Annotated in this window: 19 protein-coding genes; 9 read left to right on the forward strand and 10 right to left on the reverse strand. The window is 50.6% G+C overall.

All coding sequences use genetic code 11. The features are described from left to right. Positions 1-19: 19 nt before the first annotated feature. The 3 genes from MAQ5080_RS01610 to MAQ5080_RS01620 are packed head-to-tail and all read left to right on the forward strand — an operon-like array spanning position 20 to position 5,231. Complete coding sequence (locus tag MAQ5080_RS01610) at positions 20-1,126, forward strand: efflux RND transporter periplasmic adaptor subunit (RefSeq protein WP_067204570.1); 1,107 nt, start codon at positions 20-22, stop codon at positions 1,124-1,126. Position 1,127: 1 nt separating this feature from the next. After that, entirely contained in the window at positions 1,128-4,205 is a 3,078-nt protein-coding gene (locus tag MAQ5080_RS01615) for an efflux RND transporter permease subunit (RefSeq protein ID WP_067204573.1), read from the forward strand. A 54-nt stretch (positions 4,206-4,259) separates the two neighbouring features. Further along, the gene (locus tag MAQ5080_RS01620) at positions 4,260-5,231 is read left to right on the forward strand and encodes a LysR family transcriptional regulator (protein WP_067204883.1); all 972 of its coding nucleotides are present in this window, start codon (positions 4,260-4,262) and stop codon (positions 5,229-5,231) included. Positions 5,232-5,293: 62 nt separating this feature from the next. Here MAQ5080_RS01620 and MAQ5080_RS01625 read toward each other — a convergent pair whose 3' ends face one another. Then, a complete protein-coding gene (locus tag MAQ5080_RS01625) occupies positions 5,294-5,530 on the reverse strand; it encodes a DUF1653 domain-containing protein (RefSeq protein ID WP_231870749.1) in 237 nt (78 codons plus the stop codon). A gap of 131 nt (positions 5,531-5,661) precedes the next feature. Between MAQ5080_RS01625 and MAQ5080_RS01630 the strand changes: the two genes are divergently transcribed. From MAQ5080_RS01630 to astB, 4 genes are read left to right on the forward strand one after another with little or no spacing between them, the layout of a single operon-like run. Continuing rightward, positions 5,662-6,675, forward strand: a complete 1,014-nt coding sequence (locus MAQ5080_RS01630; RefSeq protein WP_067204579.1) for an arginine N-succinyltransferase — start codon at positions 5,662-5,664, stop codon at positions 6,673-6,675. Positions 6,676-6,730: 55 nt separating this feature from the next. Next, on the forward strand, positions 6,731-7,774 hold the full coding sequence (astA, locus tag MAQ5080_RS01635) for an arginine N-succinyltransferase (RefSeq protein ID WP_067204582.1): 1,044 nt from the start codon (positions 6,731-6,733) through the stop codon (positions 7,772-7,774). A gap of 15 nt (positions 7,775-7,789) precedes the next feature. Continuing rightward, complete coding sequence (gene astD / locus MAQ5080_RS01640; protein WP_067204587.1) at positions 7,790-9,262, forward strand: succinylglutamate-semialdehyde dehydrogenase; 1,473 nt, start codon at positions 7,790-7,792, stop codon at positions 9,260-9,262. 14 nt (positions 9,263-9,276) lie between these two features. Continuing rightward, positions 9,277-10,626, forward strand: coding sequence for an N-succinylarginine dihydrolase (gene astB / locus MAQ5080_RS01645; RefSeq protein ID WP_067204591.1), 1,350 nt, complete (start codon positions 9,277-9,279; stop codon positions 10,624-10,626). An 83-nt stretch (positions 10,627-10,709) separates the two neighbouring features. Here the strand turns inward: astB and MAQ5080_RS01650 are convergent, their stop codons facing one another. The 6 genes from MAQ5080_RS01650 to cbiB form a co-directional block, all read right to left on the reverse strand. After that, positions 10,710-11,042, reverse strand: coding sequence for a DUF1904 family protein (locus MAQ5080_RS01650; RefSeq protein WP_067204595.1), 333 nt, complete (start codon positions 11,040-11,042; stop codon positions 10,710-10,712). Between the two features lie 36 nt (positions 11,043-11,078). Further along, a complete protein-coding gene (locus MAQ5080_RS01655; RefSeq protein ID WP_067204598.1) occupies positions 11,079-11,483 on the reverse strand; it encodes a DUF2914 domain-containing protein in 405 nt (134 codons plus the stop codon). A 182-nt stretch (positions 11,484-11,665) separates the two neighbouring features. Continuing rightward, complete coding sequence (gene gpt, locus MAQ5080_RS01660) at positions 11,666-12,163, reverse strand: xanthine phosphoribosyltransferase (protein ID WP_067204602.1); 498 nt, start codon at positions 12,161-12,163, stop codon at positions 11,666-11,668. A gap of 141 nt (positions 12,164-12,304) precedes the next feature. Next, a complete protein-coding gene (gene cobU, locus MAQ5080_RS01665; RefSeq protein WP_067204605.1) occupies positions 12,305-12,835 on the reverse strand; it encodes a bifunctional adenosylcobinamide kinase/adenosylcobinamide-phosphate guanylyltransferase in 531 nt (176 codons plus the stop codon). Next, positions 12,835-13,887, reverse strand: coding sequence for an aminotransferase class I/II-fold pyridoxal phosphate-dependent enzyme (locus MAQ5080_RS01670; protein ID WP_067204608.1), 1,053 nt, complete (start codon positions 13,885-13,887; stop codon positions 12,835-12,837). Before MAQ5080_RS01670 ends, cobU begins: the two co-directional genes overlap by 1 nt. A gap of 3 nt (positions 13,888-13,890) precedes the next feature. Next, positions 13,891-14,829 carry an adenosylcobinamide-phosphate synthase CbiB gene (cbiB, locus tag MAQ5080_RS01675; protein WP_067204611.1) on the reverse strand — a complete coding sequence of 313 codons (939 nt, stop codon included), beginning with the start codon at positions 14,827-14,829 and terminating at the stop codon, positions 13,891-13,893. 86 nt (positions 14,830-14,915) lie between these two features. Between cbiB and MAQ5080_RS01680 the strand changes: the two genes are divergently transcribed. Continuing rightward, positions 14,916-16,400: a cobyric acid synthase gene (locus MAQ5080_RS01680; RefSeq protein ID WP_067204614.1), complete on the forward strand. Its 1,485-nt coding sequence runs from the start codon at positions 14,916-14,918 to the stop codon at positions 16,398-16,400. Between the two features lie 373 nt (positions 16,401-16,773). On the opposite strand, the gene MAQ5080_RS01685 is transcribed toward MAQ5080_RS01680, so the two are convergent. Beyond that, positions 16,774-18,156, reverse strand: coding sequence for an MATE family efflux transporter (locus MAQ5080_RS01685; protein ID WP_067204617.1), 1,383 nt, complete (start codon positions 18,154-18,156; stop codon positions 16,774-16,776). Positions 18,157-18,332: 176 nt separating this feature from the next. Between MAQ5080_RS01685 and MAQ5080_RS01690 the strand changes: the two genes are divergently transcribed. Then, positions 18,333-19,244 (forward strand): LysO family transporter, encoded by a 912-nt coding sequence (locus tag MAQ5080_RS01690; RefSeq protein WP_067204620.1) that lies wholly within the window; start codon positions 18,333-18,335, stop codon positions 19,242-19,244. Between the two features lie 314 nt (positions 19,245-19,558). Here the strand turns inward: MAQ5080_RS01690 and MAQ5080_RS01695 are convergent, their stop codons facing one another. Together MAQ5080_RS01695 and MAQ5080_RS01700 are read right to left on the reverse strand one after the other, a co-directional pair. Continuing rightward, a complete protein-coding gene (locus tag MAQ5080_RS01695) occupies positions 19,559-19,867 on the reverse strand; it encodes a nucleotidyltransferase domain-containing protein (protein WP_067204623.1) in 309 nt (102 codons plus the stop codon). After that, entirely contained in the window at positions 19,867-20,295 is a 429-nt protein-coding gene (locus MAQ5080_RS01700) for a nucleotidyltransferase substrate binding protein (RefSeq protein ID WP_067204626.1), read from the reverse strand. Before MAQ5080_RS01700 ends, MAQ5080_RS01695 begins: the two co-directional genes overlap by 1 nt. Between the last annotated feature and the right edge of the window lie 285 nt (positions 20,296-20,580).

The following is a 20,580-nucleotide window of genomic DNA, read 5'->3' on the forward strand; positions in this document are numbered from 1 at the left end:
CATCTCTCATGGAGGGTTCATGGTACGTCCATTTAAAGGCTTAACGCCGCTGCTGCTTGCTCTGACCACAACAGGCGTTCTACTAGGCTGTTCAACAGACGAACAGATTGAAACAACAGAAGCGGTCATTCGCCCTGTGAAGCTGTACACCATTGATGCCACAGACATCGTCAGTATTCGCCATTTTCCAGCAGAGCTGAAAGCCAGTGATGAGGCCGATTTAGCCTTCCGTGTGGGCGGTCAAGTGACGCAATTAAATGTCAAAGAAGGGCAACGGGTAGAGCGTGGCCAGCTACTCGCCTCCCTTGATCCAACCGACTACGCTTTACAAGTAGAACTGTCTGAAGCCAATTACAAGTTGGCTAAAGCGCAATTTGATCGCATCAAAACCATGCTCGCCAAAAATGCCACCACGCAAGCCCAATTCGACGAAGCCAAAGCCACCCTCGATCAAACTGAGAATGCCCTTGAAACAGCCAAAAACCAATTAGGTTACAGTGAGTTACGCGCCCCTTACGATGGTGTGATTGCCTCATTGAGCATCGACAACTACGAATATGTGGGCGCCACACAAACGATCCTGCACATTCAAAACATAGAGCAAATGGATGTGGAGTTTCAGATCCCTGAGCGTCTAGTGGCCAACATTCAGAAAGTCGCCTTGCAATACCATCCGCAGGTAAGCATCGATGCCGTACCGTCACAAGTGTTTGAAGCGGCTTATAAAGAGCACCGTACCAGCCCAGATGTGACCACCAAATCCTACGACGCCACCCTCTCGTTATTGAATACCGAAGATACGCCCATCAATTTACTGCCAGGCATGACCGCCACCGTCGACTTAGACATTAGCCAAATCAGCGGCAAACCGACGCATATCACCGTCCCTATCGAAGCGGTGATGCGTCGCCAGACCAGCACTGGGGATAGCCAAAGTGTGGTGTGGGTGTTTAACCCGGAACAAGGGAGCGTAACGCCACGAGAAGTGACGCTTGGCGACATGACCCAAAACAGCATTGAAATCTTGACTGGCTTAGCCCCTGGCGAGCAAGTGGTCGCGGCAGGAGTACACGATTTAACTCCAGACCTTAAAGTGCGCCCTTGGACACGTGAGCGAGGTATCTAAGTTGAATATTGCTGGCTATTTTATCGAGCGCAAAGTCTCCAGTTGGCTGGTGACCTTGATTCTCCTCATTGGTGGTGCCCTCGCCTTTACCAATTTGGGTCAATTGGAAGACCCTGAATTTACCATCAAAGACGCCCTTGTGATCACCCATTATGCAGGCGCCAGTCCCGAGCAAGTGGAAGAGGAAGTCACCTACCCGATTGAGCTAGAACTACAGAATTTGCCCTATGTCGATGAGATCAAATCGACTTCTAAGGAAGGCTATTCCAAGGTTCAGATCACCATCAAAGACACTTACCGCGCCCAAGAGTTAAAGCAAATATGGGACGAGGTACGTAAGAAGATCCGTGATATGCAGGGCCAATTCCCTGTCGGCGTGGCCAACCCCATTGTGGTGGACGATTTTGGCGATGTCTATGGCGTGATGCTGGCCGTCCACGGAGAGGGCTATCCCTATAAAGACCTAGAAAACTACGTGGATTACGTTAAACGTGAGTTGGTACTGGTTGATGGCGTCGCCAAGGTAGAAGTGGCCGCCGAGCAGTCAGAACAAGTCACGATTGAGATTTCTCGCTCTAAGCTTGCCACCATGGGCGTCTCTCCCAGTCAGTTGCAAAACCTGTTGGCGAACCAGAATATCGTCTCCAATGCCGGCAAGGTACAAGTGGGATCAGATTACATTCGTATCAGCCCGACCGGAGAATTTAACGATATTTCCGAGCTGGAGAATCTCACGGTCGGTACACCAGGGGATGGTAACCTGATTCGCTTAAGCGATGTGGCGAGCATCAAGCGTGAGTACCAAGACCCACAGACCCATATGGTCAATTTTAATGGTGCCAGCTCTCTGTTATTGGGCATTTCCTTTAGCAATAACGTCAATGTAGTCGATGTCGGAAAACACATTGAGCAGCGTTTGTACGAACTGGAATACCAGCAGCCGATTGGCATCAGCATGGATACCGTCTACTTCCAATCAAAAGAAGTAGAAAAATCCGTGACCGATTTCTTATCCAACCTCGCGGCAGCCGTGGGCATCGTTATTCTAGTACTACTGGTGTTTATGGGCGTGCGCTCAGGCATCTTGATTGGCCTAATCTTGCTGTTGACCATCCTTGGCACCTTTATTGTCATGGATTACTTCAACATCAACCTACAGCGTATTTCCTTAGGCGGCTTGATCATTGCCCTCGGGATGCTGGTGGACAACGCCATCGTGGTCACGGAAGGCATCTTGATTGGCTTACACAAGGGCCAAAGCAAATTTGCCGCCGCATCAGGGGTGGTCAAACAAACCAAATGGCCGCTGTTGGGTGCCACTGTTATCGCGGTCACGGCGTTCGCGCCCATTGGCCTCTCTCCGGACTCAGTGGGTGAATTTGTCGGCTCCCTGTTCTACGTACTGCTGATCTCACTGATGCTCAGCTGGGTCACTGCGATTACCTTGACGCCTTTCTTCTGTGATTTGTTCTTCAAAGAAAACAAGGAGGCCATGAATGCCGAAGAAGAGCAGGACCCTTACCAAGGTTTCCTATTTGTGGGCTACAAGTGGCTGCTAGACAAAGCCATGCATTTTCGCTGGCTCACGGTGCTGGGTTTAGTCGGCGCCCTACTGGTGTCTGGTTGGGCGTTCCAGTTTGTTAAACAAGCGTTTTTCCCGCCTTCCACCACGCCGATGTTCTACCTCGACATCAATCTACCGGAAGGCACACACATCAATAGCACCTACGCTAAGGTTAATGAAATCGAAGCCGACCTGCTGGGTGACGAACGTATTGAGTTTATCACCAGTACCACAGGACAAGGTGCGCTGCGCTTTATGCTGACCTATGAAGCCACACAAACGGACAGCAGCTACGCCCAGTTTATTGTACGAACCAAGTCAGGGGACGACATTCCAGCGCTGATGGAAGAAATCTATCAGTTAATGTCGAACAAATACCCTGAGGTTGAGTTCAAACTACAGCGTTTGCAGTTAGGTCCTGCCACCGGAGCGAAGATTGAAGCCCGTTTTAGTGGCCCTGATCCGCAGGTGTTGCGTCAGCTGAGTGCCAAAGTACAGGACATTTATCGTGCCGATGGCGGCTTAGAAAACATTAAGGACGACTGGCGCCAACCGGTCAAAGTACTGCGTCCGATCTTTAATGATGCTCAGGCGCGTCGTTTGGGAATCAATAAAAGCGATCTCGATGAAGTGCTGTTGACCAACTTTACTGGCTCTGAAATCGGAACTTATCGTGACGGAACCGATCTATTACCTATCATTCAGACAGTGCCCGAAAATGAGCGCGTGTCGATTGATCAGGTGCGCGATCTGCAGATTTACAGCCCAGCGAGTGGCGCGTATGTCTCAGTGTCGAACCTAGTGGACGGATTTGAAACCGTTTGGGAAGACCCCATTATTGAGCGCCGCGACCGTAAGCGGACCATCACGGTCAAAGCGGACCCCTTGATTCTCGGGGACGAAACCGCCATGGCAGTGTTCAGCCGTATCCGAGCAAAAGTGGAAGCCCTTCCTTTATCGCCCGGATATAGCATGGAATGGGGGGGAGAATATGAAAGTAGTACGGATGCGCAAGCAAACATCTTTACGTCACTTCCCATGGGCTATCTGTTCATGTTTATTATTACTATATTATTGTTTAACTCCGTGCGCGTACCATTAGTGATTTGGTTCTGCGTGCCGCTGGCCCTTATCGGTGTGTCCTCTGGACTCTTGATCATGGATGCCGCCTTTAGCTTCATGGCATTGTTAGGCTTTTTAAGTCTCTCTGGCATGATCGTTAAAAACGGTATAGTGCTGGCAGACCAAATCAATTTCGAACTCGCACAAGGAACGGAAACCTACGAGGCGATCTTCAAATCAGCAGTCAGTCGTGTTCGTCCTGTTTGTATGGCAGCGATCACTACTATCCTTGGGATGGTACCACTGCTTTATGATGCATTTTTTGAAGGTATGGCGGTGGTCATCGCGTTTGGCTTAGGCTTTGCGACGATTCTAACCCTGATCGCAGTACCGGTGTTTTACGCCATTTTGCATCGCGTGAAGTATCGTAAAAAGAGCGATTTTGACCGCTAAAATCGCGCACAAATGCCTCGCTCTCCTGAGGGCGAGGCGATATGGATTGAATTTATGCAGATTGATGATTTACTAAAACTCGATATCAAACTCTTGGTGTCATTTGAAGTCATACTGGAAGAGTGCAGCGTGTCACGCGCGGCCGAACGACTTGGTGTGACCCAACCCGCTCTCAGTAAGTCGTTACAGCGTTTAAGGGAATTATTCAAAGATCCGCTGTTTACTCGCCAAGCCTATGGCTTAAGCCCGACCTCTCGTGCCTATGAATTGCATGAGCAAATCACGCCAATCTTGGGCTCTATGTCGAACCTGCTGCAGCCAAGTCATTTTGATCAAGGCACCCTGAAGCGTCGCTTCAGCATCAAAGCTGATGAAGAGTTGTTACTGACGTTTATTGAACCCCTACTGGCCATGCTTCATTACCAAGCGCCAAACATTCGTCTCACCAGCAGTAACTGGAGTGACGATGGTTACGATGACTTGGTAAATGGTGTTGACCTCGGCATTATTAACGCCGAATCGACCCCGAATAACATCCGTAGCAAGATGGTAGGCAGCATGGATGGTTGCGTTATCCTTAGTGAAGCTCACCCACTCTACTACAAAGACGAAGTGACTTTAAAAGAGCTGCTGGAACACAAAATTGTGGTGTTCAACATTCGTAACTTCCAGAGTGCCACCACCAGTGTCACCATCGAGAAGCTAGAGCAATTGGGCTATGTCATCGAGCCAAAGATCGAAACCGACAGCATCGCGGTCACCGCGGAAGCAGTCAAACGAGGTATGGCCCTGATTGGCTCAGCACAGCTAGGTGACCTGTTCCAAAACATCTCGTGTCGCGACAACTACACCTCGATCAAGGTCTTACCACTGCCTGCCGATGCCGTTGAGGCCGATCCTTACCATGGCCGACACCCAGTGCAAATCTGTTGGCACGAACGCTATGACAAAGATCCCGCGCATCGTTGGTTCCGTGAGCAAATTGCCACCTTTATGCAATCGTCACCTTGGGTACACAACGAGTAACGCTAGAAACACGAAAGGGCGATGGCAGGTAGCTGCCACCGCCCTTTTTCTTAAGCACTCAATTAGTTCTCAATCTGCGCTCGAATCCAGTCAAAGCGTGGAATCGTTTCGCCTTCAATCTCAACGCTTTCTAGAAACATGGTTTTTGGTCGTACCCACCAACCGTAATCCCCGTACAGGGCTTGATACATCACCATTTCTTCATCGGTTTCACTGTGTCGTACGACGCGCTCGACCCAGTATTCAGCCCCTTTGTAGTGACGGTATACACCAGGTTTGATCGTTGCTTTTTTCATCATTTACCTAAATTCGACTTGAAATGTCCCAGTTATTGAACGCTAGGTCGCAATTACGAAACTTGACCTCTGTCTCTACTGCGCACCATTGACGATAATAATTCTATTGTCCGCTTATGCCAAAGGAGCGTCTAGTGTATTTAGTCAGACCCGCTGATTTTCCTGATTTACCCGCTTTGGAACGCCTAGCGCGTCAAGCAGGCATCGGTATCACGAACTTCCCAGCAAATCGCGAGCGCCTGAATGACAAGATTGCCGCGTCGCGTCAATCCCTGCTCAGCGATGTGGTGCAACCTGGTAATGAGTCCTACCTGTTCGTCATGGTCGAGCAAACCAGCCAAACCATCGTTGGCACCTGTTCCATCGACGCGATGGTCGGTGTGGATGCGCCCTTTTACAGCTATCGTATCGATGACGTAGTGCATGCTTCTCCTCAGCTGCAAATACACAACCGCGTGCCGGCGCTTTTTCTCTGTCATGACTACAGTGGTACGACTCGACTGAGTTCATTGGTACTCGATCAAGAGCATCAAAACGCAGAAGCCTTGGCCATATTATCACGCGCACGCCTACTGTTTATTGCTCGACACCCAGACCGCTTTACGTCGAAGATCTTTGCCGAGATTCGTGGCGAAAGCGATCACAAAGGCTACTCGCCTTTTTGGGAAGCGCTGGGGCGACATTTCTTCAGTATGGATTTTAAGAAAGCCGATTACCTATCAGGGATCAGTAATAAACACTTTATCGCTGAACTGATGCCGCGCTACCCCATTTATGTGCCGACCCTACCAGAAGACGCGCAAGACGTGATTGGCGTGTTCCACCCTGACTCCGAAAAAGTTGCCAATATATTGCTCGACGAAGGTTTCGTGTTTCGCGATTACGTCGATATTTTTGATGCCGGCCCAACGATTGAAGCGCGCGTACAAGATCTCAAAACCGTGACCCAACAGCGCCAAGGCAAAGCCTTATTCGATCCCAATTTCGATCATAACGAGCACTATTTAATCGCTGCCGGACACTTACATGATTTTCGCGTGACCTGCGCCGAGGCCGAACCACAGGTGGCTGGATTGGTCATGGATAACGAGATTCAGGACACCATGAGTATTCACTCAGGTAGCCTCATTCAATGGTCTAAACTGTAATGAACAAGGCGTTCTTTCCCGCGCCCCTGTACGAAGTATTAAGAGGAACACTGCTATGATGGTCATACGTTCTATTCGCCAAGATGACTTAAAAGAGCTTTATCGTCTCGCAGCACTAACGGGCGTCGGTTTTACTTCCCTAGTCGCCGACGAGGACATTCTGACACGCAAAATCGCCTTGTCTGAGCGCTCTTTTCAAAAAGAAACCATCCCCGCTCCAGGAGACGAGTCCTACTTATTTGTCCTAGAAGATACCGCAACGGGCACCATTGTTGGCACCTCAGGCCTGCTCGCCGCTGTCGGCTTAGATGAACCCTTCTACAGCTATCACCTAGGGACGATCACCCATTCGTCACGGGAGCTGGGCATTCACAATATTCACCCAACCCTGATCCTCAACAACGATTTCACCGGACTCAGTGAAGTCTGCACCTTGTTCTTACAAGAAGACTATCGCCACTCGCGCAACGGTCAACTGTTATCGAAATGCCGCTTTATGTTTTTGGCGCAATTCCCTGAACGCTTCGATGAAAAGATCTTTGCCGAAATGCGCGGCTTCTGTGATGAGCAAGGGATTTCGCCACTGTGGGAAAGTCTCGGCCGCCAGTTCTTCTCCATCGACTTTGAACGTGCCGATGAATTGACCGCCCAAGGCAACAAACAGTTTATCGCTGAGCTAATGCCAAACAACCCAGTGTACGTGAACCTACTGCCACCAGACGCGCGCGATGTATTGGGTAAGGTGCACCCAAAAACAGAACCTGCGCGCCGTTTGCTAGAGCAAGAAGGCTTCCGTTATGAGAATTACGTCGACATTTTTGACGGCGGCCCAACCCTTGAAGCGCGTGTTGAAGACATTCGTGCGGTGCGTGATAGCCGTCTGGTACTGGCGACGATTGGCCAACCGAAAAACCTGGGGGATGGACTGCACTACCTGGTCTCCAACGCCAAACTTGAGGACTTCCGTTGTATTTTGATCCAGCGTTCTTCGCCACCTGGCAGCGGTTTGGTATTAAGCCAAGAAGAAGCCGATGCCCTGCTAGTGCATCACAAAGAGCCAGTTCGTATTGTCGAACTGCTGCCACACACTCGCCACTAAGGTAAGGAGCAAGCGATGAAACAACAACTATTAATCAACCATGAATGGCTCGATGGCGAAGGGGCAAGCTTTCAATCAATTGACCCAGCAGACGGCTCTCTCGTATGGCAAGGCCGCAGCGCTTCAGAAGAACAGGTCAACAGCGCCGTGACCAGCGCTCGAAGTGCGTTTCCTAAATGGGCCAATCGCCCCCTAGAAGAACGCTTGGCCATCATCGACCGCTTTGCCGAGTTGGTCAAAGAAAATAGCGAGGCCATCGCCACCTTGATCAGCCGTGAGACCGGCAAACCACTCTGGGAGACACGCACCGAAGTCGCCGCCATGATTGCTAAAGTGGGCATTTCAAAACAGGCTTACCATGAACGTACTGGGACTAAATCCAGTGACATGCCTGGCGCTACCGCAGTCTTACGTCACCGTCCCCATGGTGTGGTCGCCGTATTTGGCCCTTACAATTTCCCAGCGCACTTGCCTAATGGCCATATCGTGCCAGCGTTGATCGCCGGTAATACCATTGTCTTCAAACCCAGTGAACTCACGCCTGCCGTGTCCGATTTTGTGATCCAACTTTGGCTGCAAGCGGGTTTACCTACAGGCGTCTTGAACCTCGTACAAGGGGAGCGAGACACAGGCATTGCCCTGTCCAACCACGCTGGCATTGATGGTTTATTCTTTACCGGCAGCCCTGAAGTTGGGCATGTATTGCACCAACAATTTTCAGGCCACCCAGGCAAAATTCTCGCCTTGGAAATGGGCGGCAATAACCCACTGCTGGTCACTGAGAAAACACAGGACATCCGTGCGGTAGTCTATGAAATCATTCAATCGGCTTTCTTATCCGCCGGCCAACGTTGTACTTGTGCCCGTCGCCTGCTGTTACCAAAAGGCGCTCATGGTGATGCCATCCTCAGCGCGTTAGTGGACGCCACCAAAGCCTTAAAAGTGGATCGCTATGATGCTGATCCGCAACCCTTTATGGGTCCTGTGGTCTCCGCCGCGGCCGCCGAAGGCTTGTTAAAGAATTACCTCAAATTGGTCATCCTTGGTGCTCAGCCGATTATTCCCATGACCCGTGGTGAGGCCGAGACAGGCTTTGTCACTCCCGCCATCATCGATGCCACCGACATGTTAAAGAAATTGCCAGATCAAGAGTATTTTGGTCCTTTGTTAACCGTGATTCGTTACGACCATCTAGAACAGGCCATGGCGATTGCCAACAATACTCGCTTTGGCCTTTCAGCAGGGATTTTGTCAGATGATCGCAGTGAATATGAATGGCTCTTGCAGCACTCTCGTGCCGGCATCATCAACTGGAACCGCCAAACCACAGGCGCCTCTAGCGCCGCCCCATTTGGCGGTACAGGTGACAGTGGCAACCATAGAGCCAGCGCCTACTACGCTGCTGATTACTGTGCTTACCCTGTCACCAGTATCGAGGTTGACGCGCTTAAGGTCCCTGACACATTGCCCAACGGCCTAACACTGTAATGAAAGGATCCACCATGCACTCTGCAATCGAAGCAAACTTTGATGGCCTAGTTGGCCCAACCCACAACTACAGTGGTTTATCGTTTGGTAATGTCGCCTCGGAAAATAACTCCGCGAACCCATCTAATCCCAAAGCCGCTGCCAAACAAGGCCTAGTCAAAATGAAGGCCTTGGCAGACTTAGGCTTTGTGCAAGGCGTGCTCGCCCCACATGAGCGCCCGCACCTCCCTACCCTGCGCGCATTGGGCTTTACTGGCTCGGACCAACAGGTGCTCGCACAAGCGCTCAAGCAAGCGCCTAAAGTGCTGGCGGCGGTCAGCTCGGCGTCTTGCATGTGGACTGCTAACGCCGCCACGGTGTCGCCCAGTGCTGACACCCTAGATGGCCGTGTGCACTTCACACCTGCCAACCTAGTGAACAAATTTCACCGTTCGATAGAGCACCCAGTCACAGGGCGTATTTTACAGGCGACTTTCCCAGATCCAGAGCGCTTCGCCCATCATGCAGCACTTCCGAGCGTAGATCATTTTGGCGATGAAGGGGCTGCCAACCATACGCGCTTTTGTAGTGACTACGGTAGCCAAGGGGTAGAGCTGTTTGTCTACGGCATGTCAGCGTTTAATACCTCACTGCCGCGCCCGCAGCGCTACCCTGCGCGTCACACCTTAGAAGCCTCGCAAGCGGTTGCTCGCAAACATGACCTCTCACCCGAGCACGCAGTATTTGTGCAGCAAAACCCAGAGGCCATTGATGCCGGGGTGTTCCACAATGATGTCATCGCCGTCGGTAACGGCAATGTACACTTCTACCATGAGAAGGCATTTCTTGATACGGCGCAGATGAGAGCCGATCTGTTGAGAAGCTGGGGCGAACGAGACACTCCGCTTCATTTCGTCGAAGTACCTGATGCCGTGGTATCCGTGAGCGATTGCGTACAATCTTATTTGTTTAACAGCCAACTTTTGAGCCGAGCAAACGGTGACATGACCCTGATTGTACCGGGGGAAGTACAGCAAAATGAGCGCGTTTGGAGCTATTTGCAAGAGCTATTGGCGCAGAATACGCCGATCCAAGATGTGCAAGTGTTCGACTTAAAACAAAGTATGAGTAATGGTGGTGGTCCCGCCTGCCTACGCTTACGAGTGGCTCTCACACCCTCAGAACTGGCGGCGGTCAATCCTGCAACCCTGATGAACGAGCAGCTGTTTGACACCCTCAATCAATGGGTGGAAAAGCATTACCGCGATCGTCTGGTGGAAGCGGATTTAGCGGATCCAAATCTACTGCAGGAGTCTCGCCAAGCCCTCGATGAGCTGACGCAGATTTTGCAGTTAGGCAGCCTATATGACTTTCAACAAATCTAGTTGCTAACACTCTGTTACAAAAAAACCGTATCCCAGTGAACTAGGATACGGTTTTTTCAACGTTACAATAACGCCTTATAGCTTTAGAAATGCTCACCGTTTTCAAAGTAATCAGCGCCTTTCAGGTCACGGAACAGGGTGGTGATATCTTGCCCAGCATCGATTAACGGTCGAATTAAATCATCAATCGCCTGAGCCACTTTGGCCTTCACCTCTGCGCCACGATCAAACCATAGAATCTCAATAAATGGGTAAGCAGGCGAGGCGCCGCCCACCACCAAATAAATGGACGATTGGTACTCAAGTGTAAAGTGAGAATTGGGAGTGTCGGTTAACTCCGCAAGGGTTTCCACCAAGGTATCAGAAACGGACTCTAAATCTTCTAACGGCAAACCGCGTACACGAATATGTGGCATAAAAATCAACCTGTCGAAATCAAACGTGCGCTAATCTTACCATTCATCCACATAATCAAACGAGCGCGATTCTAGGACTTCGCCGTTTTTGACCACATCCACGCTCCACTTGCCATCAAAACCTGGCATTAAGCGTTTACTCGACCAAACTCGCCAACGGTCTCCACCAATATCAAACGGTATTTCTACCTCGACCTGCCCATTTAACTTCCAAACATGAGCAATTTGACTACCATCCATATCACGAAGGTCAGTAAAGAAATACACGCGCTGGATTTCACCATATTCGACTTTAATCACGTCACCAAGCTCATCGATGGGCTCACGATCCAACACCTCGGAAGCAAACAAAGCACGAGCGACGGTCCCCTCTGCCATAGCAATAGGAGCACTGGTTAGCGCTAAACAAAGCAACATGGAGCGAATAAGCGTGTGCTGCATAATCATTCCTACACTGTCTATGGGATCAAATTCCCTACTCTAGGGAATAGCCTAATAAGCCTATATAAGTTAGCTTATTTTTCGCACAGTCACGCATCTTTTTATGTAGCAATTTGCAATGCTTGAGCGAGGGCGCAAGTTTATACAAGGCGCCCCTCATAACTCAAAACAATTTACACTCGTTAGCCTTTTTGACGGTCCGCAAGCGGAGTAGAGAAGGTGTATTCCATATCCCACGGGAAGCGGATCCAAGTGTCTTGGCTCACCTCAGTAATAAAAGTGTCCACCAGCGGTTTGCCCGCAGGCTTGGCATAAATGGTGGCGAAATGCGCCTTCGGTAAAAGCTTACGAATTTCGCGAGCCGTCTTCCCCGTGTCCACTAGATCATCAATAAGAATGTAGCCGTCGCCATCGCCTTCGACCCCTTTCAAAATGCGTAGGTCACCCTGAACGTTGGCCGTGCCACCCTCTTCATTCGAGTCATAGCTCACCACACAAATGGTATCGATCAAACGAATATCCATTTCACGGCATAGAATCGCTGCAGGGACCAAGCCACCACGAGTGATCGCAATAATTCCCTTCCAAGGACCTTGTTCGAGCAAGCGCCACGACAGCGCGCGGGCATCACGATGCAGTTCATGCCAAGAAACAGGGAAATCTTTTGAGTAGGGGGTCATGCTTTGCTCCTAAGCTTGCTAGTCGGGCCCACCCCATTGTTAGGGAGACAAGGTGGCCAGATCGGTTAAGCGGCGTATTTTAGACCAATCGGTTAAGTTTTTTCTATAAAAAACTCGGGCACAGTGATGCAAATATTGATATCAGTGCGCTTTGCTCTGTTTTAACGACATGGGTAGACCTGCAGTAACGAACGTCACTTCCTCACAGATCTTAGCCATTCGCTGATTTAATACACCAATTTCATCACCATAACGCCGTGCTAAAGCATTGATGGGCATAATGCCGAGCCCCACTTCAGCACTCACTAAAATCACTGGCAACGGATAATGCTCCAATACGGTAAGAAAGTGCTCCCGCTCACGCTCCAGCTGTGCTTCGCCTTCGGCACAGAGTAAGTTGGTCAACCAAAGTGAACAGCACTCGACAATGACCGCAGCGCTTGGTTGCTCCTGAGCCACCTTGCTCAAGGTGTCTGCCAATTGGATTGGCTCTTCTATGGTTTGCCAATGTTCAGGACGGTAGGACTGATGCTTGGCCACACGTTTAGCCATGCCTTCATCCCACACTTGAGAAGTAGCGATGTAGACGATTTGCTCAGCCTGCGCCGCAACCCAGCGCTCGGCAAATTGACTTTTGCCGCTGCGTACGCCGCCTAATACTAAATGCTTCATTATCCAAGTTCCTTTAACTGATGGCCTTGCAATAATCTCACCAGCCCATTATTCAAGCGTTGCATTTCATGACCCGCAGGCAATGACAGTCGTACCCAACCTTGCCCTAAGCGCACATGAACCCCCACACTGTGTAACGCCGAAAAGGCTTTAACCGCCTGCTCTTGGTCTAGCTGCCAAGTATAAAACAGCGGAGTATAGTGCATGTCTTGGGAGTCAAATAAGGTATTTAATTTGGGAACAATAGTCGCCATAAAATAGTCATGACGTTCGGCTAAGGATGCCAACGCCTCGTCTTGCCATGCGCTATCTTTGAGCGCTTCCGCCACCAAATGCAGTGCTGGCGTCGCCACGGGCCATGGGCCTAAAAGTGACTGAATAGCTGGCAGGAAGGCCTGATCAGCAAACATAAAGCCCACTCGAGCCCCCGCTAAACCAAAGAACTTCCCCACAGAACGCAGCACAAAACAGCCCCTAGGAAGAGGCACCTTCAGCCAACTGTGTTCTGGCGTGGCATCTAAAAAAGCTTCATCAAGGATCAAATAACGCTCGGAGTCGTCGAGTAAAGCTTTCAGCTGCTCAGATTCCTGCTCAGAAACATATCGCCCAGATGGGTTATTCGGCGAGATCACCACGGCAATGTCCCAGTCCGCGCTAAATAGCTCGCTCACCTCTTGGTATTCACTGACGTCATAACCCCATTTACGCCAGCAATAGCTATGTTCTTGATAACCAACAGCGGGCACCAAAACTTTTTTACGCTGTACTTTTTCCCACAACAGCGACGGTAACACTTCAATAAATTGCTGAGTCCCGGCGCCGATCGCTAACGGCGCTTGACCGAAGTAAGTCGTCGCCGCTTGCTCAAGTACAAACGGATCCGGTAGTTCGTACCAAAGCTTAGCGCTGTTCTCCAACAAAGATTCTGGGATCGGCCAAGGCTCACGGTTACAAGCGGAAGATAAATCCAACCAATGATCGGCATTTTGCTCAAGGCGCTGCCATGCGGCTAAATCACCACCATGCTTAGGTGGCTCTAATGTAAAATTCATAAACTATATCAATACCAAAATCAGTAACGCCCACAGATAGACGCCTTTATCCACCAAGCGTACCGCTTGATCTAAATCTTTCGCGGTCGGCTCTGGACCTTCTCCCAACGTCGGACGCACCTGCACTTCGCCAAAATACGTGGCCGCGCCACTTAACGACACTTGCAGCGCCCCCGCCCCCGCCGCCATCACGGGACCTGCGTTGGGGCTTTTCCAACCACGGCCTTGATACCAAGCGCACCACAGCGCACGTTTGCAATTACCCAGCAGCGCATAGGTCAGCACCGTCAGACGCGCAGGCAGATAGTTCAACACATCGTCCATGCGCGCCGCGCACCAACCAAAGTGTAGAAGCGCTGGCGTTTTATAGCCCCACATGGCATCCAGTGTGTTCGACAATCGGTATAACAGGGCACCGAACGGCCCCAGCACTAAGAACCAAAAAATCGGAGCATAGATGGCATCACTGCCATTTTCCAACACTGACTCCATCCCCGCTTTGGCAATTTGTGTTTCGTCCAACACCGATGTATCACGACTGACAATGCGTCCCACGGCGTCGCGCGCTTGAAGTAAATCTTGCTCGTGCAAAGGCTTAGCAATGGCGGTGGCATGTTCACGTAAGCTTTGCCAACCAATGCTGAAATACAAAATCAGCGTACCAACAGCCCATTCAAACCAACTGGGTAATAGCCAAAGTAACAACGTCAGCAGCATCACACAGGGCAATACCGCCACACTCCAGGCCAGCACACCATGAATACGCTGTAACCACTTTGGCGCAGTAGCATGCAGCTGCCACGCCTTACGACAGCGTGTCGCCCAGTTACCAAACCAAATCAAGGGATGCCAAGATTGCGGCTCACCAAGCCAGCGATCCAGCAACAACGCCCCAAGTAAGGCTAAAGCAGCATTTGAAACCGTTCCAAAAAGAAAATCCATCAGCTTATCCGCGACATCCTTCAATTAAAAAGAGGTGAAATACGTTAAAATCGCCCCATTGTAATCAATCGAACGGACAAACCCACATGCGTTTTTTTAATCTTATGGTGCAAGGCACTACTTCTGATGCTGGCAAAAGTACTTTGGTGACCGCCTTATGCCGTTTGATGAAAGAACGTGGCGTCAACGTCGCGCCGTTCAAACCCCAAAACATGGCGTTAAACAGTGCCGTCACCGCCGATGGAAAGGAGATTGGTCGGGCGCAAGCGGTACAGGCTTATGCCGCTGGCCTTGAGCCGGATGTGCATATGAACCCGATTTTGCTCAAGCCCAATACCGATATCGGCGCGCAAGTCATTATCCAAGGCCACTCGGTAGGCAATATGAATGCGGTGGGCTATCACGAATACAAAACCATCGCGATGAATGCAGCCCTAGACTCTTATCAGCGTTTAGCCGATCAATACGACAGCGTAGTGATAGAGGGTGCCGGCAGCCCCGCCGAGATCAACCTGCGTGCCCGCGACATTGCCAATATGGGCTTTGCCGAAAGCATCGATTGCCCTGTGATCATTATCGCCGATATCGACAAAGGCGGTGTCTTTGCTCACCTTGTCGGTACCTTAGAGCTGCTCTCGCAAAGCGAGCAAGAGCGCGTGATTGGCTTTGTGATTAACCGCTTCCGTGGTGATATTGCCCTGCTGCAATCGGGCCTTGATTGGCTCGAAGAACGCACCGGTAAACCCGTATTAGGCGTCTTGCCGTACTTGATGGGCTTTCATTTGGAATCGGAAGACGCCGTCGCAGCCAGCCCCACCAAAGACAGTTCAGACACCAAACTGCACGTGGTCATTCCAGTGCTACCGCGCACCAGCAATCATACCGACTGGGATGCGCTACGTTTACACCCTAATGTCCAAGTGACCTTAGTACGTAAAAACGAAACGATTCCACCAGCCGACCTCGTTATTCTGCCGGGTAGCAAAAGCGTGCAAGCGGACCTCGCCTTCTTACGTGAGCTAGGTTGGGAAAACTATATCGCCCGTCACCTGCGCTACGGCGGCAAGCTCTTAGGCATCTGTGGTGGCTTCCAAATGCTCGGCGAGTTCCTCGACGATCCACTGGGTATGGAAAACGCTGAACCGTCCAGCGCCAAAGGGCTTGGCTACATTCCAATGCGCACCGAGCTGAAAGACGGTAAACAGCTAAAACAACGTACTGGTGTGATTTCGCCCTTAGGCAATGCCAGCGTCAAAGGCTATGAAATCCACAGTGGTATTTCAGAGTTTCACCAGCCTATGCAACACTTTGCCGAGCTTGAAAACGGTGAACTGGAAGGCTACCTATCAGAAGATAGCCAAATCATTGGCACATATTTACATGGCTTATTCGATGATAAGCACGCACTAAAAGCCCTACTCGACTGGGCCGGTGCCGCCGAAAGCCAAGACTTCGACTACGAAGCCTACCGCGAGCAAGAAGTTGCACGTCTAGCGAAAAGCTGCGATGAGCATATGGATATCGATGCTCTGATTGAGCAGTGTCGAGCGTTTCAGGCTGAGCGACTGTAGGACGGCGCTGCGCGCAGGAAAGATCATAGCACTCCCATATATCGTTCCCGCGGGGACCGCGGTCCTACAAGGCTTGCACGTACGAGCGGGTTGCACCCCGCGATTGAAAGCCAGCTTTCCCAAACGGATCCGAGTCGTACGAGCTGTCTCCTGACAGCGATTTAAGACCTTTATCCCCGATGAAATCGGGTCGTACGAGCGAGTTGCACCCCGCGATTGAAAACCTGTCTCCCCGAACGGAGTCGGATCGTACGAGCGGGTTGCACCCCGCGATTGAAAGCCAGCTTCCCCGAACGGAGTCGGGTCGTACGAGCTGTCTCCTGACAGCGACTTAAGACTTTTGTCCCCGAGGGAATCGGGTCGTACAACGATCCTAAGCCACTTCCTCAGGATGTGGCAGTTTCTTATTGCGGAATTTCTTTAGCGTCATGCGGTAGCGTGTCACTAAAATAGACGCCAACACAAAGAGGCCAATCCCCAAGCCGACATACAAACCGCGCACATTTAGCGTCTCAGCCCACGGGCTTAGGTGGGCTAGCCAATAGCCTAGCGGGATGCTTAAGCCAAATAAGGATATCGCCATGGCAATCATGCTAGAGCGGGTATCGCGGAAGCCTCGAAGAGCCCCTGTAAACACCGTCTGCACCATATCTTGTGGCTGGTAAGCTGAGGAAATCAATAGAATCCCTGCCGCCATGGCAGCGACCACTTCGTTCGAGCTAAACAGTAGTGGAATCTGTTCGTTGAAGGTTTGCGTTAGGGTAAAACACACCGCCACATAGCCAGCGCCTAACATTAGGATGATGCGAATACGACGCTGTACCTCTTCAATACCATCGGTCGCCATGGCTTTCGCCACTACGATCGCGGTGACGGCACTCATGGCCATTAACGGTGTAAAGAGAATCGTCGAGTACGACATGACAATTTGCCCTGCCCCCAAGGCTAAATCGCCAAAGGCAGAAATCAGCCAAGTCAGCGATGAGAACAAGCCAATCTCGAAGGCAAAGGCAAAGCCCGCTGGCATGCCCACCCCAAAGAGGATTTTAAAGTGTCTGACGTAGTACCAATCAATTTTGCTAAACAAGGTATCCTGGTTGGCTTTTAGGTCATATAACACAAACACCGTCAACGACAGCCAAACCGATGCCGCCGAAGCGATTGCTGCACCACTGGCGCCCATTTCCGGCAAGCCAAATTTCCCGTAAATCAGCACATAGTTGAAGACGATATTTAGAATCAAACTAAGCGTTGCCACCAACAAGGGCACCCGCGGCTTGCCTGCCGCCTCAAACAGGTTCTTATAAGACGTCATTAATGCCAACGCCATAAAGGTGGGCGAAAACAGATACAAATATTGCTGCGCTACCTGTTGCGTTTCCGCTTCACTGGCCATCAACTTGGCCGCCCAAGGCAGCAAGGTTAGGCTCATGATTGCGCCGATAATGCCCAAAATAATCGACAGGCCAAAGGCCTGTGACATGTAGACGTTAACCAGCAAACGTTGACGGCCATGCAGGTGGCGGGTAATCAGTGGCGTTAAGCCAAAGGTCACGCCAATCATAAAACAAGCCACCGGACTCCAGAGGCTCGACGCCAAGCCCACCGCGGCCAAATGCAGTGAATCGTAGTGTCCTAGCATAATTGTATCCACAAGACTGATGGACAATTCCAAGGTCATAGTGAGGATCATGGGAAACAGCAAATGCAGGATTTCACTCAATGCTGGGTGGCGTTTGGCGAACAGTGTCAACATGGCTTTGGAGTCTGTGAAAGGTATTAAATGTAATAGGCGGCGAATTTATCACCAAGTGGTCAACTTTGCACGATAACTCAGTATAATTGCACCAATTGTGTGCTTTTCAGTGCCATACCAAACTGCTCTAAGCTAACCGCTTCCATTTTATAAAAACGATTTAGGATCAATGGATTATGACCATTCTTTCGACCCTTGGACCACTTCTCGCAGCGCTTTTGATCGGCTACTGGATAAAGGTCCCCGTTGCCACACCTGAACGGGTTGCCAAAGGGCTTTCTCAGCTGACTTATCTGATTCTTGGACTGATCGGTTACAGCATTGGCGCACTGGATAACCTCGCCTCTAAGATCGTCATTGCTGGCTATCAAGCACTTGTGTTGTTCATTGCTATAACAGTATTGCCTTTATTAGCATTGTGGATAAGCGGTCAAGTTTTCCACGCCGGTGCCAGCAAGGTAGAGCATGTGGATAATAATTCATCAACCAAACACGCGCTGATCGATGCCGCCAAGACATTAGGCTGGGTTTTAGCGGGTGTTTTAGCCGGATGGAGCCTCAAAAGTTGGCTTCCCAGCGTGGATGAACTGGTCACTTGGTTACTGTATTTATTGCTATTTTTAGTGGGCTGCCAGCTTCGTCACGGCAACTTTCGTTTGCGCAAACTGTTCCTCAATACCCAAGGCGTCGCCATTGCCTGCACCACGGTTGCCGTGACCTTAGCTGCTGGCCTAATCGCAGGCTCATTGCTTGGCTTAGAATGGCATAAAAGCTTGGCGGTGGTCTCGGGGTTCGGCTGGTACAGTTTATCGGGCATTTTAATTACCGGCCTTGGTGATCCCGTGCTCGGCACCACAGCGTTCTTACTCGACCTAGGCCGAGAGATCGTCGCGCTGATGTTGATTCCCATGTTTGCCCGTATTAATAGCCATTTGTCCGTTGGCTACTCCGGCGCCACCGCGATGGATTTCACCCTACCTTTGCTGGGCAAAGTTCACGGCGCTGAAATCGTCCCCGTCTGCATCGCCAGCGGCTTTATTATGAGCTTTTTAGTGCCAGTGTTGATTCCGCTGTTTATGGGGATGTGATCTGCGTTGCTCCCCGATCGAGTCGGGTCGTACGAGCGGGTTGTATCCCGCGATTGAAAGTCTGCTTCCCCAGACGGAGCCGGGTCGTACGAGCAGGCTGCATCCCGTGATTGACAGTCCGCTTCCCCGGACGGAGCCGGGTCGTACGAGCGGGTTGTACCCCGCGATTCAAGTCAGCTTCCCCGAATGGAGTCGGGTTGTACCCCGCGATTGAAAGCCTGCTTCCCCGAACGGAGTCGGGGCGTACGAGCGGGTTGTACCCCGCGATTCAAAGCTTGCTTCCCAGAACGGAGCCAGGCCGTACAAAAGTTGCTTTATAGTCTTTGATAAATCGGCTGGCCAATACGTTGGATATGATCAATCAAGTTATCGTTTTCAATTTGAGAAAAGATTGATAAATCAATTTGATACGGCAACATCAGGTCATCTAGCTCTGCTTCTATTCGGTTAAATAGCGTCCAATCAATTTCATCCATGATGGTCATATCAATATCGGAGGCAGCTCGATAATTGCCTTTCACTCGCGAGCCGTAGACTAACACCTGAGTGACTTCAGGAAATTGCGCAAATACTGAACAAATTTGCTGTATTTCAGAGGAAGTTAAACCAAATTGATCAGACATTAAAAACCTGCCAACTCTTCATCAGCTTTTGCCTGAAACGTCACCACAAACTCGGCAAAAAGCTGCGCGTACTGAGTACGCAAATGCTCGATAATCTGATTCGCAGTGGCTTCGTTATAAGTGTGCACTGTGCGGTTTCGGTCTTGTAGCATCGCTAGCCACGCATGGCCATCCGAGATAAGTTCACGTTTGAAACTTTCGCGTATGGCATCGCGAGAGCCTGATACAGACTCAATCCCTTGCCAGATCAAGTAATCACGCAGTACGTTCCAAGCCAGTTCATAAGTAAACTCAAATGCCTGAATAGAGCCTTGTTTCTCAATATTGCTAAGCTCCCGCTCAGACATTAGCTGAAGCGCCTCTTGGAGTTGTGCATAGGCTTTCTTGAAGTGATCAAAGCGTTGTAACCAGCGAATATCTTCAGACATAACAGAACTCTTATATGGAATTAGACTGAGCTTAGCGAACAATGTTCTTTCATTCGAGCGACATTTTGTAGGACTTCGCTGTGCGAAGGAAATTACCCCTCGATTCAAGCCCGCTTCCCAGAACGGAGTCGGGTCGTACGAGCCATCTCCTGATGGCGATTTGAAGCCCCTGCCCCCGATGGAATCGGGTCGTACGAGCGGGTTATACCCCGCGATTCAAAGCCAGCTTCCCCGAACGGAGTCGGGTCGTACAAGCGGGTTGTACCCCGCGATTCAAAGCCTGCT

Source organism: Marinomonas aquimarina (assembly GCF_900089755.1).
GTDB lineage: Bacteria > Pseudomonadota > Gammaproteobacteria > Pseudomonadales > Marinomonadaceae > Marinomonas > Marinomonas aquimarina.